This is a genomic window from Bradyrhizobium sp. AZCC 2230, from assembly GCF_036924495.1.
GTDB lineage: Bacteria > Pseudomonadota > Alphaproteobacteria > Rhizobiales > Xanthobacteraceae > Bradyrhizobium > Bradyrhizobium rifense.
This window is the reverse complement of record NZ_JAZHRS010000001.1, coordinates 113,611-132,722: the sequence shown is the minus strand read 5'-3', so window position 1 is coordinate 132,722 and position 19,112 is coordinate 113,611. Positions and strand designations below refer to the sequence as shown.

General features: G+C 62.2%; 12 protein-coding genes and 3 pseudogenes. 2 read left to right on the top strand and 13 right to left on the bottom strand.

Translation table 11 applies throughout. From position 1 onward, the window contains the following. Nucleotides 1-26 precede the first annotated feature (26 nt). Nucleotides 27-1,374, bottom strand: a pseudogene (locus V1280_RS00625) (ATP-binding protein). 1 nt (nt 1,375) lies between these two features. Continuing rightward, complete coding sequence (locus V1280_RS00620) at nt 1,376-2,050, bottom strand: response regulator transcription factor (protein ID WP_334518064.1); 675 nt, start codon at nt 2,048-2,050, stop codon at nt 1,376-1,378. 227 nt (nt 2,051-2,277) lie between these two features. On the opposite strand from V1280_RS00620, the pseudogene V1280_RS00615 reads away from it, so the two are divergent. Beyond that, nucleotides 2,278-2,400: pseudogene (locus V1280_RS00615) on the top strand (response regulator); the annotation flags it as partial. 129 nt (nt 2,401-2,529) lie between these two features. Here V1280_RS00615 and V1280_RS00610 read toward each other — a convergent pair. From V1280_RS00610 to V1280_RS00560, 11 genes are all read right to left on the bottom strand, one after another. After that, complete coding sequence (locus V1280_RS00610; protein WP_334538096.1) at nt 2,530-2,985, bottom strand: GNAT family N-acetyltransferase; 456 nt, start codon at nt 2,983-2,985, stop codon at nt 2,530-2,532. A gap of 137 nt (nt 2,986-3,122) precedes the next feature. Further along, nucleotides 3,123-4,211, bottom strand: a complete 1,089-nt coding sequence (locus V1280_RS00605; RefSeq protein WP_334518062.1) for a TRAP transporter substrate-binding protein — start codon at nt 4,209-4,211, stop codon at nt 3,123-3,125. Between the two features lie 366 nt (nt 4,212-4,577). Then, nucleotides 4,578-5,540: an alpha/beta fold hydrolase gene (locus tag V1280_RS00600; RefSeq protein WP_334518060.1), complete on the bottom strand. Its 963-nt coding sequence runs from the start codon at nt 5,538-5,540 to the stop codon at nt 4,578-4,580. A 307-nt stretch (nt 5,541-5,847) separates the two neighbouring features. Continuing rightward, the gene (locus tag V1280_RS00595; protein ID WP_334518058.1) at nt 5,848-6,114 is read right to left on the bottom strand and encodes a hypothetical protein; all 267 of its coding nucleotides are present in this window, start codon (nt 6,112-6,114) and stop codon (nt 5,848-5,850) included. A gap of 37 nt (nt 6,115-6,151) precedes the next feature. After that, nucleotides 6,152-6,484, bottom strand: a complete 333-nt coding sequence (locus tag V1280_RS00590) for a hypothetical protein (RefSeq protein WP_334518056.1) — start codon at nt 6,482-6,484, stop codon at nt 6,152-6,154. 245 nt (nt 6,485-6,729) lie between these two features. Continuing rightward, complete coding sequence (locus tag V1280_RS00585; RefSeq protein WP_334518054.1) at nt 6,730-8,202, bottom strand: porin; 1,473 nt, start codon at nt 8,200-8,202, stop codon at nt 6,730-6,732. Nucleotides 8,203-8,846: 644 nt separating this feature from the next. Continuing rightward, complete coding sequence (locus V1280_RS00580; protein ID WP_334518052.1) at nt 8,847-10,328, bottom strand: autotransporter outer membrane beta-barrel domain-containing protein; 1,482 nt, start codon at nt 10,326-10,328, stop codon at nt 8,847-8,849. Continuing rightward, nucleotides 10,310-13,576 (bottom strand): beta strand repeat-containing protein, encoded by a 3,267-nt coding sequence (locus V1280_RS00575; RefSeq protein WP_334518050.1) that lies wholly within the window; start codon nt 13,574-13,576, stop codon nt 10,310-10,312. The genes V1280_RS00580 and V1280_RS00575 overlap by 19 nt, the downstream gene beginning before the upstream one ends. Nucleotides 13,577-13,726: 150 nt before the next feature. Next, nucleotides 13,727-16,729 carry an autotransporter outer membrane beta-barrel domain-containing protein gene (locus V1280_RS00570; RefSeq protein WP_334518048.1) on the bottom strand — a complete coding sequence of 1,001 codons (3,003 nt, stop codon included), beginning with the start codon at nt 16,727-16,729 and terminating at the stop codon, nt 13,727-13,729. 142 nt (nt 16,730-16,871) lie between these two features. Then, the gene (locus V1280_RS00565; RefSeq protein ID WP_334518046.1) at nt 16,872-18,089 is read right to left on the bottom strand and encodes a hypothetical protein; all 1,218 of its coding nucleotides are present in this window, start codon (nt 18,087-18,089) and stop codon (nt 16,872-16,874) included. A 168-nt stretch (nt 18,090-18,257) separates the two neighbouring features. After that, nucleotides 18,258-18,539, bottom strand: a complete 282-nt coding sequence (locus tag V1280_RS00560; protein WP_334518044.1) for a winged helix-turn-helix domain-containing protein — start codon at nt 18,537-18,539, stop codon at nt 18,258-18,260. A 267-nt stretch (nt 18,540-18,806) separates the two neighbouring features. Between V1280_RS00560 and V1280_RS46680 the strand changes: the two are divergent. Next, nucleotides 18,807-19,055 (top strand): annotated as a pseudogene (locus V1280_RS46680) (IS5/IS1182 family transposase); the annotation flags it as partial. Nucleotides 19,056-19,112: the final 57 nt, after the last annotated feature.

Sequence of the window (19,112 nt, the reverse complement as noted above, 5' to 3'; positions counted from 1 at the left end):
AACACCACGCGACTTAAGGCAACTTCTCACGCCTTCATGGAGGCGCCCTCCTCCGCCAGCCTGAACCGAAGCGTGAACTCGGCGCCGCCGCCGGGGAGATTATCCACCGCAACCGTTGCGGCATGATCGTCGGCGACGCCGCGCACGATCGAAAGCCCTAGACCCGCGCCGTCGCTGCGCTGGCGATCCCGGCGCCAGAAGCGCTGGAAGATCAGCTCGCGTTCGGCTTCCGTGACGCCCGGGCCGCAATCGCGCACGCGCACCGAACCATCGTCGCCGACCTCGACATCAACCGACGTTTCCTTCGCAGTGAACTTGATGGCGTTTTCGGCGAGGTTGAAGACCGCGCGCTGGAGCATCTCGGAATTGCCGTGGATCATCACCGGCGCGTCGGCGCCCCGGAGCGCGATGTCCTTGTGCTGCGCGATCGCGAACGGCGCGATTGCACCGACCACCTCGGCACACACGGCGCGCAAGTCCGCGGTCTCGCCGGGATCGAGCACCAGCGTGTCGAGCTCGGCGATCTCCAGGAGCTGGGCGACGATCCGGCTCATGCCTTCGATGTCGTCATGCAGCGCCTGCCTTGCGGCGCCATCGCCAAGCGTCTCGATCCGCGTCCGCAGGATCGCAAGCGGCGTGCGCAGTTGATGCGCGGCGTCGGCCGTGAACTGGCGCTGCACGCGAAAGCCGTCCTCGAGACGATCGAGCGCCTGGTTGACGGCGGTGACGAGCGGCATGATCTCGCGCGGAATCTGCTCCGTCGGCAATCGAATGTCGGTGCGTGACGGGCCGATATTGCTCGCCTCCTCCGAGGCCATCCACAACGGCGCGATGGCGCGGCGGAAGATGATGATATCGATGGCAAGCAGGATCAGAAGAATGGGGATGGTGATCCATCCGACCCGGCGGAAGAAGTTGGACACGATCATCGGTGATGACGTCGCGATGCGACAGATCTTCCGCCACCTGAATGCGAACAATGGTGTCGCCGATCGTCTGGGTCACGTCGGCGCCGGAAATCGAGTCTGATTCCACGTCACCGGTTTTCTTGTGCGACGAGAACAGCAGGCGGCCGTCGGCATCGCGGATGTCGTACTGGTAGCGGCCATAGGCTTCCGAATAGAGGCCGCGAAGGCTCTCGGGCAGATTGAACGTCACCCTACCGTCGGGCCGGACTGCGATACGCTCGGCCAGCGTCTCGGCCTGGGCGCGCATCGCAGCGCGATGCAGCTGATCGATCTCGGAGTTCAGCAGCCAGAACAACACCAGCGGCAGGAAGATCGCCACCACCGCGATCGCGATGATGTGCAGGAACACGATGCGCGAGATCAGCGATTTGAACGATGGCCTGGTGAACAACCCGGCGGCGGCCAATTTATTTCTCCTCGGCCATCATGTAGCCGACGCCGCGGATGGTGTGGATCAGGACCTTGGCGCCATGCTCGGCAAGCTGCTTGCGCAACCGGGAGACGTACACCTCGACCGCGTTGGAGGCGACCTCGCCCTCGAGCCCGAAGATGTGATCTTCGACGTTCTTCTTCGGCACCACCCGCCCCTGCCGGCGCAGCAGGATCTCCAGCACCGAGGTCTCGCGCGACGAGATGATCCGCGGCTTGTCGTCGATGAAGATCTGGCGGCTTTCGGTGTCGTAGACGAGATTGGCGAGCCGCAGCGAGCGGCCGAGCAACTGGCCCGGACGACGCAGGATCGCCTCAAGCCGTGCCACCAACTCCTCCATCGCGAATGGCTTTGCCAGGTAATCGTCGGCACCGCTGCGCAGGCCGTTGACGCGGTCCTGCACGCCGCCGCGCGCGGTCAGCACCAGCACCGGCAGCGGTTCCATCTGCCGCCGCAGTTCGCGCAACACCGACAGGCCGTCGCCGTCAGGCAGGCCGAGATCGAGGATCATCGCGGCGTAGGTGACGTTGTGCACCGCCTCGCGCGCTTCCTCGGTGCTGCCGACGATGTCGCTCTCATAGCCGGCCGCCGCCAGCCCGCTGGCCACGAGCCGCGACAGCTCGACATTGTCCTCGACGATCAGAAGGCGCATTGCTTGACGCTCGATATCCCGCCGGTGGCCGCCCCACAGCGATTGAGATTGTATCGCTGCTTTTTCCACCATTCGGCCGGGTTCGCCAGCAAAAAGCGGATGCCCGCCGGCCCGAGGCCTCCGGCCTCCGCTGTCATATCCACGTAAGCTTGGTAAACGCGCGCCTGACGCACTTCACCTCCGTTTTCCCCACGAGATTGCTGCCAGCTACGTCTACACCTCGGCGAATGACTACGCTCGCGAACATCCCGATCATCATTCTGTCAGTCGCCGCAGATGAAGACGACAAGGCGCGGCTGCTCCAGGCCGGCGCCGACGATTATGTCGTCAAGCCGTTCGGCATGGCGGAGCTGCTCGCACGCAGTGAAGCCGCGCTGCGGCGCTATTTCAAATCGGCGACGGAAAATCCGGTCGTCGCTTCGCTCTTCCCTCGTCTGTTTCCGAGCGCTGATTTGCCCGACGGGTCAACCGGCTCAACGCTAAAGCGTCAGCTTGTAGCCCAAGTGACTGCCAACGAATCCCAGCCTCTCGTAGAAGCGGTGCGCATCGGCGCGCGTCTTGTCGGTCGTGAGCTGGACGAGATCGCAACCCCTGGCTCGGCATTGGCCTATCGCCCATTCGAGCATCTGCTGCCCGACACCGGATCCCCGGTTTGTCGCGGCGATTCTCACCGCCTCGATCTGTCCGCGCCAGGCGCCCTTCCGTGCCAGTCCGGGAATGAAGGAAAGTTGAAGGGTGCCAATCACCTCGTCGTTCGCGGTCGCTACTATTTGCAGCTGGTTGGTATCAGCAAGGATGGCCTGAAACGCATCGACATATTTCGGGTTTGTCGGTGAGCTCGCATCCTCCCGTTGCTGTCCCAAGGCATCGTCTGCCAGGAGAGCAACGATGGCCGGAAGATCGGCCAATTGAGCCCGGCGGAATACAATCTGCATGATTTGGCAAGTCTCCACGGAGTCGCCTCTTGCCCCCGTTCTGCCCGACGTGTCAAGGCACGCAAAAAGCCCAGCCTCGCGCTTTGCGAGACCGGGCTTTCGCTGCTCGGAAGATCACGCCGCGACGACCGCCGCGCTCAGCCCTGCGACCGCCGCGACATGAAGATATCGTAGCCGACTTCTCCGACCTGGAACCAGGCATAGCTGTCGTTGGAGAATTTTGTCAGGGACTCGTAGACCTTCTTGAAGTTGGGATTGGTCGCCGAGACCTCGTCGTGCAGCTCCTTGGCCGCCTTGTAGCAGGCGTCCATGATCGGCGGCGAGAAGGCGTGCAGCTTGGTGCCGTTGGCGAGCAGCTTCTTCAGCGCCAGCGGATTGGCTTGGTCGTAACGGGCCATCATGTAATTGTTGGAGTAATGTCCGGCCTGCGTGAGCACGCTCTGATAATATTTCGGCAGCGCGTTCCATTTGTCGAGGTTGACGAAGGCGAGCAGCATCGGCCCACCTTCCCACCAGCCGGGATAGTAATAGTGCGGCGCGATCTTGTAGAAGCCGAGCTTCTCGTCGTCATAGGGACCGACCCATTCGGCGGCGTCGATGGTGCCCTTCTCCAGCGCCGGATAGATGTCGCCGCCGGCGAGCTGCTGAGGCACCGTGCCGAGCTTCTGGAGCACGCGCCCGGCAAAGCCGCCGATGCGGAATTTCATGCCCTTGAGATCATCCGGCGTGTTGACCTCTTTCCGAAACCAGCCGCCCATCTGGCAGCCGGTATTGCCCGCCAGCAGCGAGATGACGTTGTAGCTCTTGTAGAACTCGTTGAGCACGTCGCGCCCGCCGCCCAGCATGTACCAGGCCTGGTTGATGCGCATGTTCGGACCGAACGGCACCGACGAGCCAAAGGTGAAGGTCGGGTCCTTGCCGAAATAGTAATACGACGCGGTGTGGCCGATCTCGCAGGTGGCGTTCTGCACGGCATCGAGCACCTGCAGGCCCGGCACGATCTCGCCGGCCGCGAAGACCTGGATCTGGAACTTGTTGTCGGTCGCCTCCGCCACCATCTTGCTCATCATCTCGGCGCCGCCATAGAGCGTGTCGAGCGATTTCGGCCAGCTCGTCGGCATGCGCCATTTGATCTCCGGCATCGACTGCGCGATCGCGGGAGAAGCGAGCGTGGCGGCGCCGGCCGCAGCAAGCCCTGTGACCTTGATGAAGTCTCGTCTCTTCATGGTTTCCTGCCCTGATGGATTTAAGATTGTGGGCCTTCTTGGCGAGGCTTGGGGCCAGCATGGCGCAAGGGCCGGACGAATGCCACCGTGATCGCACTGCGGTAAAAGAAAAATGGCCGGCCTCCTGACGGGGCCGGGCTCCGTGGATTTGCGGCTTTTTCGAATGATCAGCGCTGGTGCGCGCGGATCATGAAGCAGTCGAGGCTGGCACTAAACGGTTGCCATCTATTCGGCAGACGATGGGGACGCCGCATGCCCGCTTTGGTGTGTACAGCGGACCCAAGTCGGACACGGTTCGATGTCCGAAAAGGGCCAAAACGCGACATTGCGTTGCTTGCCGCGTCTACGCAAGTCCCCGTTCGCGATCTATAACTGTTTCAGGAATTCCAGGAGCGTATTGCTTACGTCTTTGGCGCGCTCTTGCTGAGTCCAATGACCGCAACCTTTCAAGACTATTGTCTCGCGAAGCAAGGGCACGAACTGTTTCAGGCTAGGGACGAGATGGCTCCAACTCGGCGATCTGTAAACCCCGTCTCGATCGCCAACGACATAGAGTGCCGGGACCTGAACCTTTGCGCCGGACCATGGTGCGAGCAACTCCCAATTGCGATCAATGTTGCGATACCAATTCAAACCTCCTCCAAAGCCGGTGCGCTTGAACTCCTCAACGTAAAATTCGATGTCACCGTCCGTGAGCCACGTCGGCAATGATTGGGTTGTAGGCTTCCCATCAAGCCACCCCCCCTCACTAGGAAGCATCGTGAGCGACGCTGGATCTTCAACCGGCGCATCGCCAGATAGGGCGAACAATGTCGTCTTGATTGCGTTGTGGACGTCTTTTTCGAGTTCTGCCTCGGCAACGCCCGGCGTCTGGAAATACAGTTGATAGAAGCGCTGCTTTTCGGTCCTCGGCATGACGGTGCTTGGTCGGTCGGGACCACGCACCTGAAACGGCACGCTCAAGCCAACGACGGCCCTAAATCGATCCGGTCTGAACAGAGCGCAGCGCCAAGCGACCGGCGCTCCCCAATCATGTCCGACAACGACTGCTTGATCCGTGCCGATCGCGTCGAGCAATCCGACCATGTCTCCGGTCAAATGCAATAGAGTGTATTGATCGATCGCATCCGGTTTGTCCGTCTGCCCGTAACCACGCATGTCGGGCGCGATGGCGCGATATCCGGCGGCAGCGAGCGCTTCCAATTGGTGCCGCCACGAATACCAGCACTCCGGAAAGCCATGGCAGAGAAGCACGGTGGGGCCGCTCCCTGCTTCGGCCAGGTGCATTCGAATGCCATTTGTCTCGATAAATCGATGCGAGATCGTCATTGCCAACCTCCGTAAGATCCAGTCACATTGTGAGCTCCAGCCACAACCGAAGTGGCTCCGCCGACACCCAGTCGAACGGCGGACCGCCAAAACGACATGCTCTGCGAATTTATTTTCGAGCCCGCACCGCGCCTCCAGCAGCATCGGCGCAAGGTCGGCTTCGGGTCAAACTGAGAAGTCCGGGCGCTCAGTCGGCAGGTCGGCTTTACCCCCGACTCCGGACAAACGCTGCATCGGACTAACTGACGCGATGGGCCACAGGCGGAAGTCGAACCTTTCGCCAAGCATGTATCGCGGCGCGTCGGTATCACTTGAGAACGTGCGGAAAATACCTTTCATCCCACTCGTCGGTCCTTAGGTAGACCTTGCCCCACTCAAGCACCCGATCGCCTTCGCGATAGGCCGTAGTGGCAACTTCAAGCTCTCCAGCAGGTGCAGGGCTTAGATGAAAGTGCTCGTTCTCAACTGTTAGCGCTGTGAGCTTCTGCACGAGGAGGTCACGCCCCTCAGGATTGAGCCACATCTCAAACAGACCATCGGCGGCCAGACTCAGGGTGATGCGGGGCGGTGCCATTCGGTTTCCTTCCAAGAGGAATCGTCGGAGGTGGCTATCATTCTGGGCGATGTTTTCTGACCCAATCCGGATTACCACGTGGGGCCGTTTGTGATCGGATTGGCGGATCGGACTGATCGTACGACATTAAACGTACCCTGAGTTCGTCGCCGATCCTCAACTGATCCGTTTCGTACCAGTCGACCGAAGTAACGCCTTCAATTCCACCCACCGCACACTTAATCCCCGGTATAGCTTCAGCTGACGAAGCTGCGATTGATGAAGCGTCTGGCCCTTTGCCGACCCAGTGCAAAATGACGGACACCACGCCTTCTGACACACCTGCCGTCGTTAGCTTTTCACCATTCCTCCAAACCTCGAAGCAAAGCATTCGCCTCTCCTTTGTGCAGCATTAGGTTGCATAGTCGGCTAGTTACTCGAAAATAAATTCACAGGCAAATGTCAGCTTCGGGTCAAAAACGTCGTCTTGAGCGCTCTCAGCCTCTTCCGGTGTTCACTGATAAGCAGACGCCTTCAGAGCGACGCCGGACTTCGCATTTGGGCCAATAACCGGCATAAAGGCGCTACATTGGCCGCGTTTAGAACTCCAGCGACAGCGTAATCCGCCGCTGTCCTTCAGAACCGGAAGCGTAACCCGACCGTCGGAGCGATCGAGGCACGGTTGAGGAAGCCGTTCGCGAGGCCCCCACTGACCTGCGACCACATCACGCCGGCATAGGCGTCGTACTTCTTCGCAAACTGCCAATCGACTGCGACAGAGGCAGCATTCAGCGTACCGTGGCAGTTCGCAAACGCCGCGGGGTTGATGCAGTTGACGGGCGCACCAAAGGCAGGCTGGTCGTTGTAATAATAGGCGCCGATCACGTGGAGATCGTCGGTGACGGCGTATTTCACACCGGTCCAGACCACATGGAACAGTTTGTCACCGGCGCTGAACGCGGTGTTGTTGATGTTGGTGTTGTTGATGGCCGTGCAGCCGGCGCAGACGAAGTCGCCGCCGATATTGATGAAGCCGGTGCCGGGAGCGAAGGGATCGCTGGGCGGCGCATAGCGGATGAACTCGTATCCGCCAAACAGCTGCCAGGGCCCTCGCGTGTATTTGCCGACCAGCATCACGGCCGAGTTGTCGGAGAGCGTGGCGGTGAGAACCTGCGGCAGCACCGCCGGCAGCGTGTTGCCGGCAAGCCCGATCGCCACGGCGTTCTGCGCGTAGCTGCCGATCGCGTCGAGCGAAAGCTTGCCTCCGGCGAGGTTGATGTCGCCGCCGACCTGGAGCTGGTAGGTGCCGGTCGCGGCATTGTTGAGTTCGTAGCCACCGAATTGCCAGAGTGCCGCCACCCTGAACTGGTCGATGTCGACACGGTACTTCAGCGCCGTGCTGTGCCGGCAGGTCTCGGTGTTGCCCGCGCCGCAGGTTAGTCCCTGCCAGCCGAGCGGCGAAAAGGCGTATGAGGCGCCCATTGGGTCATAGGCAAAAACCGCATCCAGCGTGAGCGCGTTTTGCCGGAAGAGAGTCAACGTGCCAAAGGGAGAACTGACGCCCGCATAGCCCACGGAATTATAGAATTGTCCGGCCCGGCTGGAGTCGGCGTAGGCGTCCTGGCTGGTAACCGGTACGCCGGCGTTCTGCGCCGCCGAGTGCGGCCCGTTCGGAAAACGGAGGGAATAGGGATCGAACCCGGCCTGCAGGTCGAAAATGAAATCCCATCCGGGCGCGATCGGCTCCTTGCCCTTGATGCCGATGTTGGACTGGCTCAAGCCGTTCGGCCCGAGATCCCAGCGCGGGCGGTTGCTGTACCTCTGAACGAGATAGTCCACGCCCGGGGCGGATGTCCCGCTGAACGGCGCGCCATGGCTGCGCCAGCTCACGCCGGTGTCGACGATGCCGTACACGGTGATACCGCTCGAAGTCAGCGCGCAGCCCGTCAGGAAAAACTCCTCGATGCTCCCGCACGCCGCCAGCTGCGCGGACACCGTCGCGGGCGTGGCGGATCCGGTCTTTGTCACCATGGCGTCGTCGGCCGACGCTTCCACCGCGTACCCTGCGGCAGCGAGAATCATCGCTGCGGCCATCGTAAGTTTTTTCATGGCTCCTCCGACCACGTTGACATGCACGTTCGCGTGCTGTGCCCGGCTTGCCCACCCGGTTCTGGAACTTGGATCACGACAGGATCGCAGCAACGCTACCGCACGGATTGTTCGGCGTAAATTGCAGGCGGGGTAACACCGATTGGCGACCTCCAGACGACCGGTTGGTTCCGTGGTTCCTTCAGATATCCGCGCGATCCCTCTGCTCACGATCCAGCCGCCAGCCGCGTCGCCAGCGACGTCCGCATAGGGTCAAACGCTGCCATCGCGCAACAGTCCGCTGTGGGTCAGCTAACGACCCAGAAGCGGACGTCTGGGACCAGCCCCCTTTCGACGGTTACTTGGCTCGAACATCGTCGGATTGAGCGGCAACGCCGGCTTCGGGCTATAACGGCGAAACCCATCCTGCGGCCTCGCTAAATTTCTTCCACGCGAGGCTTGGGGGACAGCATGGCGCAAGGGGCTGGCGATTTCCGTCGTGATCGCACTGCGGCAAAGAAAAAGCCTGGCCTCAAGAGGGAGGCCGGGCTCTGCGGTCTTGCAACCTTGCAGCCTAAATCTTCATCGGCCGCGGCTGCGCATAGCCGACTTAAGTCGGAGGTGGCCCCCTGTCCGAAAAGTGGCCAACAGCGCAAGTCGCCGGCTCACCATGCATACCGCACGGCGCCCTTGCCGGCATAGCTGGCGGTGACGTGAGAGAATTCTCCCTCGAAAGTGGCCGTCGCCGACCAGCCGTTGCGCCATTTCTTTTCCAGCGAGGCGGTGACGAGTGCTGAGTCGCTTGCCTGCCCCGCGCCGTTGACGACGAAGCTCGCGCCCGGCAGCGCCTGGAAAGTGGCTCCAATGCTGTGGCTGGGGTCGAAATCATGCGCCCATGCCACGCGACCGCGCAGCATGAGAACGCCGTCCAGCATCGCATATGATTTGTCGGTGCGAAGGCCGAGCTCGCTGCGCGTATCAGTCACGCTCTTCGATGCGTAGGCGAGCGCAAACTGGTTCGAGCCGACGACCGCCTGCTCCGTGTAGCTCGGCAGGTCGAAGGTCGTGAATTGTCCGGCGGCATAGGGCGTGATGCCGACGCCACCCATGACCGGCGCAACGAAACGATAGCCACCTTCGACGCGGCCCGACCACGCATTGGCATTGAACTCCGCGCGAAGTTGATCGATACCGGCAACCGTCACGGTGCGGTTGGTGGTGATGTCCTGCCAGCCATAGGCCAGCGCGCCGGAGACATAAGCCGCACCCACATTGTGGCGGATGAAGGCGCCGGCCTGGAACAGGTCGGAGCGGCCCGAGCCGCCATTGACGACGCTGAAGCTGGTTCCACCGCCGGCGAGCGCAAAGCCTGCGACCGTGTACGGCGAGATACGATAATCGGTACCAACCGCGGTGCCGAAGATGCGGCTGGTCGTGCTGTTGGACCCGAGCGTCGCATTGCCGTCCGTGGTCTGCGAACCGCCATAGGCTGCCGCCCACACGCTCCAGCGGCCGGCGAAGGTGTCGGCAGCCGGCGCATTGCGCGCCATCGTCGCATAGGCATCGCGCTCGCTCTTGTTGCCGCGTTTCGCAGCATAGGCGAGCGCGTCGCCCTCCCCGGCGTAGCCTGTCACGGCTCCCGATGGCGCCACGGCATCGCCACGTCCCTCGACGAACGGATCGGTCAGCACGCCCATGAACTGGTTCACGGCGTTGAACGTGCCCTGCTGCGAGGAGGTCGCGCCCTCGCCCGAGACCTGGGTCAGGCCTGCCGGCGTCAGCGTGCCGAACGCGCCGGGAATGCCGCCGGCGGCGTTGAAAAAATTGATCAACGCATTGGCGACGTTGCGCTGATTGTTGCCGAGACCATCGCCGCCGCCGTTCGTTGGGGACGACGGTGGGACGAGATTGAGTGTGAGATTGAGAAAAGCGTGGGTCCCGTCATAGCTGAGACTGGTGTTGAAGCCGCTGGGGAGATTGGTATTCACCAGCGTGGCGAATGTGTCGCGGATGCTCGTCGCATTCAGGATCGTGTATTGCTTCGACACGAAGTTGCCGGGAGTATAGACCGCGTTCACCGTGGCGCCGCCGAGCGTCGCCTGCCCAGTGACGTTGGCGAACGTCGATGTTACCGGCGAAAGCTGCACAAGATATTGCGCGCCGGATTGCAGGGCGAGATTGCCCCCACCGTCAGCGATGTTCCCACCGTGGTGTTGCCGGGCGCCAAGATGCCGCCGCTGTTGACCGCGACGTCGTTGAAGATACTTCCGACGCCGCCCAGGATGCCGCCGCTGTTGACGGTGGCGGCCGAAGCGATCGAACCGTTCACGATCAGCGCACCGCCATTGACGCTGGTCGGGCCTGTGTAGGTGTTGCCGCCATCCAGCGTCGTCGTACCAGCTGTCGTCGTCAGGCGGGCTGAGCCGCCAAGACCGCTGATCGTCCCGCCGGTCGAATTGACCGCCCCCGTCAATGTTCCATTCGCGAGCGTGCCGCCCGCGAGGTTGATCGTGTTGATGGTTTGCGCGAAGCCACCGAGATCGAGCGTGCCGCCGCTGTTGATCGCGATCACGCTCACCGCGCTGAATGCATTCGCCGCACCTCCCGCCAGTGTGCCGCCGTTGATCGCGGTAGCACCGCTATAGGTATTGCTGACATCCAGCGTCGTCGTACCAGCGGTCGTCGTCAGGCTGGCTGAGCCACCAAGACCGGTGATCGTCCCGCCGATTGACTGAATCGCTCCCGTCAACGTTCCATTCGCGAGCGTGCCGCCGGCGAGGTTGATCGTGTTAACGGTCTGCGCGAAGCCACCGAGATCGAGGGTGCCGCCACTGTTGATCGCGATCGCGCTCACCGCGCTGAACGCATTTGCCGCACCCGCCGCCAGCGTGCCGCCGCTGATCGCGGTCGCACCGCTATAGGTATTGCTGCCATCCAGCGTCGTCGTACCAGCGGTCGTCGTCAGGCTTGCCGAGCCGCCAAGACCGGTGATCGTCCCGCCGGTTGAATTGACTGCCCCCGTCAGGCTTCCGTTCGCGAGCGTGCCGCCCGCGAGGTTGATCGTGTTGACGGTTTGCGCGAAGCCACCGAGATCGAGGGTGCCGCCGCTGTTGATCGCGATCGCGCTCACCGCGCTGAATGCATTTGCAACGTCCCCCGCCAGCGTGCCGCCGTTGACGGTGGTCGCGCCCGTGTAGGTATTGTTGGCCTCAAGCGTCAGCCTGCCGATTCCGGTTTTGGTCAGGCCGCCCGCGCCTGATACCGTGGAGGCAAAAGTGGCGTTGTTACCGTTGGTATCGACAATGCCACCGCCTGCGTTCAGGGTTACGGCCCGGTTGGTCGTGACGCCGAGGAGCAACCGCAGCGTTCCGCCATCGAAGGCGAGATTGCCGCTGGCATCGCCGAAATTGTTGTCTGCCGAGATCGCCAGCGTGCCGCCGTTGATGGCCGTACCACCGCCATAGATATTAGTGCCGCCAAGCGTCAGCGTGCCGGTGCCGGTTTTGGTCAGGCCGCCGGCGCCTGATACCGTGGAGGCGAGTGTGGCGTTGTTACCGTTGGTATCGAAAGTGCCGCCGCCTGCGTTCAGCGTCACCGCCCGGTTCGTGGTGACGTCAGCAAGGAAGCGCAGCGTTCCGCCATCGAAGGCGAGATTGCCGCCGGCCGCGCCGAGATTGTTGTCCGCCGAGATCGCCAGCGTGCCGCCGTTGATTGTCGTACCGCCGCCATAGGTATTGGTGCCGCCAAGCGTCAGCGTGCCGGTGCCGGTCTTGGTCAGGCCGCCAGCGCCAGACACCGTGGAGGCGAGCGTGGCGTTGTTGCCATTGGTGTCGACAATGCCGCCGCTTGCGTTCAGCGTCACCGCCCGGTTCGTGGTGACGTCGGCGAGGAATCGCAGCGTTCCGCCGGCGAAGGCGAGATTGCCGCTGGCCGCGCCGAGATTGCTGTCTGCCGAGATCTCCACGGTGCCACCGTTGATCGAGGTACCACCGCTATAGGTATTGTTGCCACTGAGCGTCAGCGTGCCGGTACCCCTCTTCACCAGTGATGCTCCCGTGCCGCCACCGGCGCCGCCGTCCGCGATCACGCCGCTCACGGCGGTGGAGAGGTTGTTGCCGCCCACGGTGAGTTCGTTCTGCCCGAGCGCGAAGAGGCCGCCGCCGGCGATCGAACCAGCGCTGAGCTTGTGATCGCCGTTCGGCCCGGATGAAGCGCTGAAATCCGTAACCGCCGCGGCGCCGTTGGTGATCGTGGCGTTGCCGCCGGTGCTTTTGGCGAGGAATGACATCGTGCCGCCGTTTGCAATGGTCGCGCTGCCGGCGGTGCTGTTTTCGAAGAATTGCGTCGTGCCGCTGGTTGCAATAGTCGCGCTGCCGGCGGTGCTGGTTTCGAAGAAACGGATAGTGCTGGTAGCGTCGCTGATGATGGTGGCATTGCCCGCAGTGGGGCTATCCCCCGCAAAAAAACCAAAAAAGATATCGCCCCCATTGACGTTCAAGAAGATGGCCTGACCAGCCGTGGCGGTGTCTAAAAATGCGATTATCGAGGTCGCGCCATCGTTGGTTATGGTGGCCTGACCAGCCGTGGCGGTGTTTCCAAATGCGATACCCCCGCCACTGTTGGTTATGGTGGCGTGGCCAGCCGTGCTGGCGTCGCGGAAAAAGGCACCCCCAACACCATCATCTTTAATGATGATGGTGGCGTTGCCGGCGGTGCTTTGATCACGAAAGATGGTGCTTCCGACGTCCCCGGGCCGAACCGTGTTCTTAAAGGTAGCGTTGCCGGCGGTGCTGGAGTCGAAAAAATCGATTTCGTGAGTATTGTTGAAGGTGGCGTTGGCGGCGGTGCTGTTGTCCCTGAACCAAATACTTGAAGGATTGTTGAACGTGGCCTGACCGGCGGTGCTCGAATTTGCGAATAGGACTAAGCCGGTGAGGTTGTTGAACGTGACGTGGCTGCTATTGCCAGTGATGCCATCGCCGTTGAAGCCGAGAAGAAATGGAACAAATCCAAGAGGGGGCAGATTCACGATAGGATGAACGATGTTGAAGGTGTAATCCGTTGTCGAAGTGAAATTCCAGCTTTGGACTTCGTTGTCAAAGAGGGTGAGTGTCAGGTCTGTATTGTTCGACGGACCGAAAACAGCGACGTCGTTTAGCCCTGGGAAGTGGCCCGGGCTCCAGTTGGCGGCGTTGTTATAGTCGTTCGAAGTTGCGGACGGTATCGGAGCCGTAATGCCGCCCACCCAGGACTGGGCATGCGCCGCGGCCGGCAGCGCCAGAGAGCCGATCAGCGCGGACGTGACAAAAAGCGTCTTCCGCCAGATCTTCACCGAACGCGGCTGATGTCCGTTCGCGCCAATCAACCGCCGTTCGCGTCTTCCGTCGAATTTCACAGCCGTCCCCCCCGCCTTCTACGCTGACCGGCAGAATTGAGCCGACGCGGTCGTCTAGCAGCCAACTGTTTGATCAATATTTGAATGCGCAAAAAATGCGGGTGACGGCACGAGTAATCAGCCGAACGCCGACAGCGGAAGTCGCAGGCCTCACCACGCATACCGCACGACGCCCTTGCCGGCGTAGCTGGCGGTGACTTGAGAGAACTCTCCCTCGAAGGTCGCCGCCGCCGACCAGCCGCTCAGCCATTTCTTCTCGGCGGAAGCGGTGACGAGTGCGGAGTCGCTTGCCTGCGCCGCGCCGTTGACGACGAAGCTCGCGCCCGGCAGCGACTGGAAGGTGGCGCCGATCGAACGGTTGGGATCGTAGTCATGCGCCCAGGCGAGACGGCCGCGCAGCATGAGAGCGCCATCCGGCATCGCAAAGGACTTGTCGGTGCGGAAGCCGAGTTCGCTGCGCGGATCGGTAACGCTTTTCGCGCCATAGGCCAGCGCGAAATTATTGGTGCCGACGATGGCCTGCTCCGCATAGGCCGGCAGATCGAAGGTGGTGAACTGTCCCGCCGCATAGGGCGTGATGCCGACGCCCATCCAGGGGCTGACAAAACGATAGCCGCCTTCGACGCGGCCCGAGAACGCGTTGGCATTGAAGCGCGCCTGCAACTGGTCGAGGCCCGCCAAGGTGACGGTGCGGTTGGTGGTGATATCCTGCCAGCCATAGGCCAGCGCGCCGCTGATATAAGCTTGACCAAAATTGTGGCGCGCATAGACGCCGGCCTGGAACAAATCGGAGCGGCCGCTGCCGGCATTGTTGGCGAGGCTGAAGCTGGTGCCGCCGCCGGCGAGCGCAAAGCCGGCAACGGTGTTTGGCGACAACAGATAATCCGCGCCGACCGCGCCACCGTAGAGGCGGCTGGTCACGCTGTTGCTACCGACGGCGGCATTGCCGTCGGTGGTTTGCGAGCCGCCGAAGCCGGCCGCCCACACGCTCCATCGCGGATCCCAGGTTTTCGCCAGCGGCGCCTTGGTGAACATCGCATAGGCGTCACGTTCGGCGCCGGTTCGCTTGCGACTATCGGAAGCATAGGCACTGGCATCGCCTTCGGAGGCGTAGCCGCTCACGCTGCTGCCCGGCGTCGACGTCGTGCCGCGATTGAAGGGATCGAGCATCGTGCCCATGAACATGTTCATCGCGTCGAAGGTGGTTTGCTGCGTCCCGGTGGCAGCCTCGCCGGAGAGCTGGAAGAGAACCGAGCTATACCCTGCCACCGATGTGGGGCCGTTGAGCAGCGCGTCGAATATCGGACCCCCACCGGCGCCTCCGGACAGAAACGCGCCGTTGAACGCATTGCCGAGCGCGGTTTGGTTGACGCCAAGGCCGGGCACCACGAAATTGATTCCGGCGCTCTTGACGACGACGTCGGTGGCATTGGGAAACACCAACTGCGCCTGCAGCGCCGGGCTTGCCAGCAGCGACAGCCCGCTATTGGTGGTGCCGCCCGTTGCCGACAGCACCGTCTGTTGCCATGGCCCGGCTGTCACGTTCTGCACCTGCAACTGCACTGCGCCCGCCAGACCGGCCGTGCCGGAGACATTGATCCGGTCAGACGTTCCGCCTGAAATGTTGATGTCGGTGAGCAACCGACCGGTCGCGCTCTGCACCAGATTGCCTGTCACTGCCGTGGTGTGGATCGTCCCCGCGCCGCCCGGCGACAGCGTGCCGGAATTGGTCAGCAGATTGCCGGCGCCGAGATCGACGGTGGCGCCTGCGTTGAAGAGCCCGCCCACCATGTTGTTGAAGGCATTGGTGGCGCTGCCCAGAATCACATTGCCGATCACCGTGCCGGAGTTGTTGACGGTGTTGCTGACGGTGTTGTTGCCGCTGACTGTCTCGATCGCGAGGCCGGACAGGGCCATCAATGTGCCCATGTTGGTCAGCGTATTGTCGGTGCCGCCATTGAGAATGACCGCCGCCGTGAGCCCCAGGAACCCGACCCCCGCGCCGCCGGACACCGTGCCGGACTTGATGGTGATCGCGATCGGGCCGCTGTGGCTTAGAGCAAAAATCCCGCTCCCTGCGGACCCCGCGGCGACGGTGATGTTGCCGGTCGAGGTCACTGTGACTGCGCCGGAACCAAAGGCTTCGGCAAGAATGCCAATCGGCTGATTGCCCGCAACGACGATATTGCCGGTCGAAATCACGTTCACGCCGCCATTGCCGCCGTTGGCAGCGGCTATCCCCTCCGCCAATAAGCTCCCCGTGACGGCGATGTTGCCGGTCGAGATCGCTGTCACAGTGCCGTCGCTAACGCCAGTGGCAGAAATCCCGAACGCTCCGAGACTGCCGGAAGCGGTGATGTTGCCGGTCGAGGTCACTGTGACCGGGGCAAGGCCACCCCCCAGCCGAGAGGCCTGAATCCCGTCCACGATAGCGCCCGTGACGCTGATATTGCCGGTCGAGTTCACCAGCACCGCGTCGTTGGTCCCGCCGGAAGCAGAAATTCCGGCCGAGGTGGCGCCCGCCGTAGTGATGTTGCCGGTCGAGGTGACGGAGACTGAACCATTGGAAATGGAACCGACTGAGGCACCAATGCCAAATGCCTGGTCGCCCGTGGTGGCGATGTTGCCGGTCGAGGTCACTGTCACAGTGCCAATACCGACGGCAAGGATCCCGGCCTCGTGGTCGCCCGTGGTGCTGACGTTGCCGGTCGAGGTCACCGTCAAGTGGCCGTCGGCAAAGGGGCCAATCCCGGTCAGGTTGCTGGCCGTAATCCCGGCCGCGTTGCTAGTGGTGATGCCGAAAGCGCCGGTGTTGCTGGTGATGGTGACGTCGCCAACTGAAAGGAGCCCGATGCCGGGCGTCCCGCTCGCGGGCGTGATGGCCGTGGTCAGATTGTTGACGTTGAGGGTGGCGACCGTCGTCGGGACGGGGACGTTAGTAATGCCAATCCCGGCCGATTGATTGCCGCTACAGGTCTCGATTGTGCCGGTACCGTCGATCGTACAGGCGTCAGGCCCCGCCAGCGCCGGGCCCCCGAAGGCCAGCGACAGCGCGCCGGCGGCAACCGTGCCCAGAAACGCATTCCGAAATCGCGCGCCGGCTGGCCTGCTCGTGGCCGCGATACCCGTTGGGCAAGCCCAGATGTTCGTCATGAAAATTCCCAACCCCAGAGAAACCACGGTTGGGTCGTCTAGCAGCCAATTGTTTGATCAATATTTGAATGCGCAAAAAGCCGGTCGCTGAGGCATTTGTGCACCAGTGCCGATGCTCTCGAGAGCTGATGCTCTCGTCGCGCTAGGTTGACTTGGGCGCCGGCCCGGCACGTCGCCGGGCCCGCGTGCCATCACGTTCGGAGTGCCTGGCAAGGCCGGTGCTCTCGATCACAAAAGCCGGAACAAGCTCCGCGCCGTACAGGCCCGTCACATGCGCGATCAGGCCACGCATGAGATTGGCGCGGGCTTGTTCCGAGGTGAGCTGACGCGCCCCGGTAAAATAGACGTATTCGATCACACCGACGGCTCCCGAAGGGCCAACTGCGGCCAGGGCCTGCGCCAACGCCGCCGGCAGTTCGCGATCCGCCGGCGCGATCATCAGGCGGATCATCCGGGCGATATCGGGCGGGCAATCCGAACTCAGATCGATGACGGCCGCAACCGCGTCCAACGCTGCGCGATCACCCGCGGCAAGCAGCGCAATGCACTTCAGGACCTGCATATGCAAAAGAAACCCGGCGGGAGGATCGGGCATCGTGATCCCGCGATCGAAGAAAACAATCGCATCGTCGAAGTTTCCGCGCGTGCCGCGCAATTGCCCCAGGATCGGCAGGGCCGCCGCGAAGTCCGAAGTCCGTGCGAAAGCGCGCTCGGCCAGGTCTTCCGCGAGCTCGAGATGACCCCGGTTGATGAAGTACAACAGCTTGGCGGCCGCCAAATTCAGCACCGGATTCGCCTCGATGGCAGGCAGACACTCCAGCACCGTGGCTTCGATTTCGCTCTCGATGCGGTCGCGTTCTTCCAGGCTCAGTCGGTTGAAGGGATTGGTCATCACAAGGCGCGCAAACAGATGCAGGCACCATTGCAGGGCGGTATCGGCGTTGAAGGGATTTTGCTCGCGCTCGCCGCGCAATTGCTCGCCGCTTGCCAGCCACTTCCCATTTGATACCGAGAGAAGGCTCGTGGCATTTTGCAGGCGCGTCTCGGGCGGTGCATCGATCGGTGTGCCGAGGCCTGTCGAGGCGTCGGCGAGTGCCTGCCGCACGACACCGATGACGCCGGTTGAAACCAGAGCCGCCACGCTGGTGAAGGATGCGGCATTCGCGATGTCCAGAGGCAGGCCAAATGCCTTCACGATGCGTTTCGACGGCATTTCTCGCAAGTTGGCGGCACAATTCAGCCGTCCGCTCTCGGCGTGAAAGCTCACTTGCAGCAAATAGTGCAGTCTGTCAGTGGCCGCCGGGACGTCATTCCCGGCAATAACGACCTCTCGACCGGCACTGAGGCCGGCGGCGATCATGTCGCGAAGCTGGTCGATCAGGGAGGACGCTTGCAGGCTGAAACGATGTTCCGGCGGTCCGGGAGCCGGCACGATCGCCAGGAACGCATTCACCGGCGCGGGCGACGATGGCCCAGCGATCGGGTCCGCAGGCGACGCCGAAGCGATCCAGATATACCCCTCGCCATACTACGTGGCGATATACAGCGGTGATTTGGCGTTATCGCCAAGCTTTATCCGTAACCGGTTGACCAGAAAGTCGATGTTGCGATCGGACGAGCCGGATTCCGACGAAGCGATCTCGTCGAGCAGATGGCTGCGGCGCATCAGGCGACGCGGATTGCGGGTGAAGGCGAGCAACAGCGCCCGCTCGTTTCTGGTGAACTGTATCGTCTCGCCGTCGCGGCGCGCGAACAGGCACGTCTCGTCGAGGACCAGAGCTCCAAAGCAAAGATCCTTTGCTTTGCCCATGGCTAGATCCGCCGAGACAAATCGCCCCGAGGGGCAATCAAACAAGGGGTGATCAACAGAGAGCTGGGGTCGGAACGAACAAGAGCCCGCTTTTCCGTCGCAAACATTGCATCCATCGTCATTGCACCACAGGCTCAATGGCGATTTTAGCGCATTGTTTCCGTAAAGACAAAGTTTAGCGCAATGTTTCTGTGAGGACGCACGTGCATCAGCGAAAAATGCCGAGGCGTTTGCCGCAAAAAGAGGCGCTCGTCACAAAAGCATAGTGGGCTGTCGGTCCATCTCGCCCTCACTCCCGGTGAAGCGCACGACAATCGTCCGTGTTCGATTCTGCTCAGCGCGTTGCTGCCACAAACGATGTATCGTGCGCGCAACTTGAGCGAATGGTTCTTCAACAAGATCAAGCAATGTGGGCGTGTCGCGACCAGATATGACAGGCTCGCAGCGAACTATCTGGCGTTCGTCAACCTCGCGTCAATCCGAATTTGGCTGCGTGCAAATGAGTCCACGCCCTAGCTCGACCTGGTGCGGTGATCGGCGCCGAGGCGCTAATTTCGGATTAAGCGATGATCG

What these genes read in the sequence shown, in the direction of transcription:
- V1280_RS00595 (WP_334518058.1), bottom strand. Translation starts at nt 6,114, where the DNA reads ATGGCACCGCCCCGCATCACCCTGAGTCTGGCCGCCGATGGTCTGTTT.
- V1280_RS00620 (WP_334518064.1), bottom strand. Translation starts at nt 2,050, where the DNA reads ATGCGCCTTCTGATCGTCGAGGACAATGTCGAGCTGTCGCGGCTCGTG.
- V1280_RS00565 (WP_334518046.1), bottom strand. Translation starts at nt 18,089, where the DNA reads ATGATCGCCGCCGGCCTCAGTGCCGGTCGAGAGGTCGTTATTGCCGGG.
- V1280_RS00610 (WP_334538096.1), bottom strand. Translation starts at nt 2,985, where the DNA reads ATGCAGATTGTATTCCGCCGGGCTCAATTGGCCGATCTTCCGGCCATC.
- V1280_RS00590 (WP_334518056.1), bottom strand. Translation starts at nt 6,484, where the DNA reads ATGCTTTGCTTCGAGGTTTGGAGGAATGGTGAAAAGCTAACGACGGCA.
- V1280_RS00560 (WP_334518044.1), bottom strand. Translation starts at nt 18,539, where the DNA reads ATGGGCAAAGCAAAGGATCTTTGCTTTGGAGCTCTGGTCCTCGACGAG.
- V1280_RS00570 (WP_334518048.1), bottom strand. Translation starts at nt 16,729, where the DNA reads ATGACGAACATCTGGGCTTGCCCAACGGGTATCGCGGCCACGAGCAGG.
- V1280_RS00600 (WP_334518060.1), bottom strand. Translation starts at nt 5,540, where the DNA reads ATGACGATCTCGCATCGATTTATCGAGACAAATGGCATTCGAATGCAC.
- V1280_RS00585 (WP_334518054.1), bottom strand. Translation starts at nt 8,202, where the DNA reads ATGAAAAAACTTACGATGGCCGCAGCGATGATTCTCGCTGCCGCAGGG.
- V1280_RS00605 (WP_334518062.1), bottom strand. Translation starts at nt 4,211, where the DNA reads ATGAAGAGACGAGACTTCATCAAGGTCACAGGGCTTGCTGCGGCCGGC.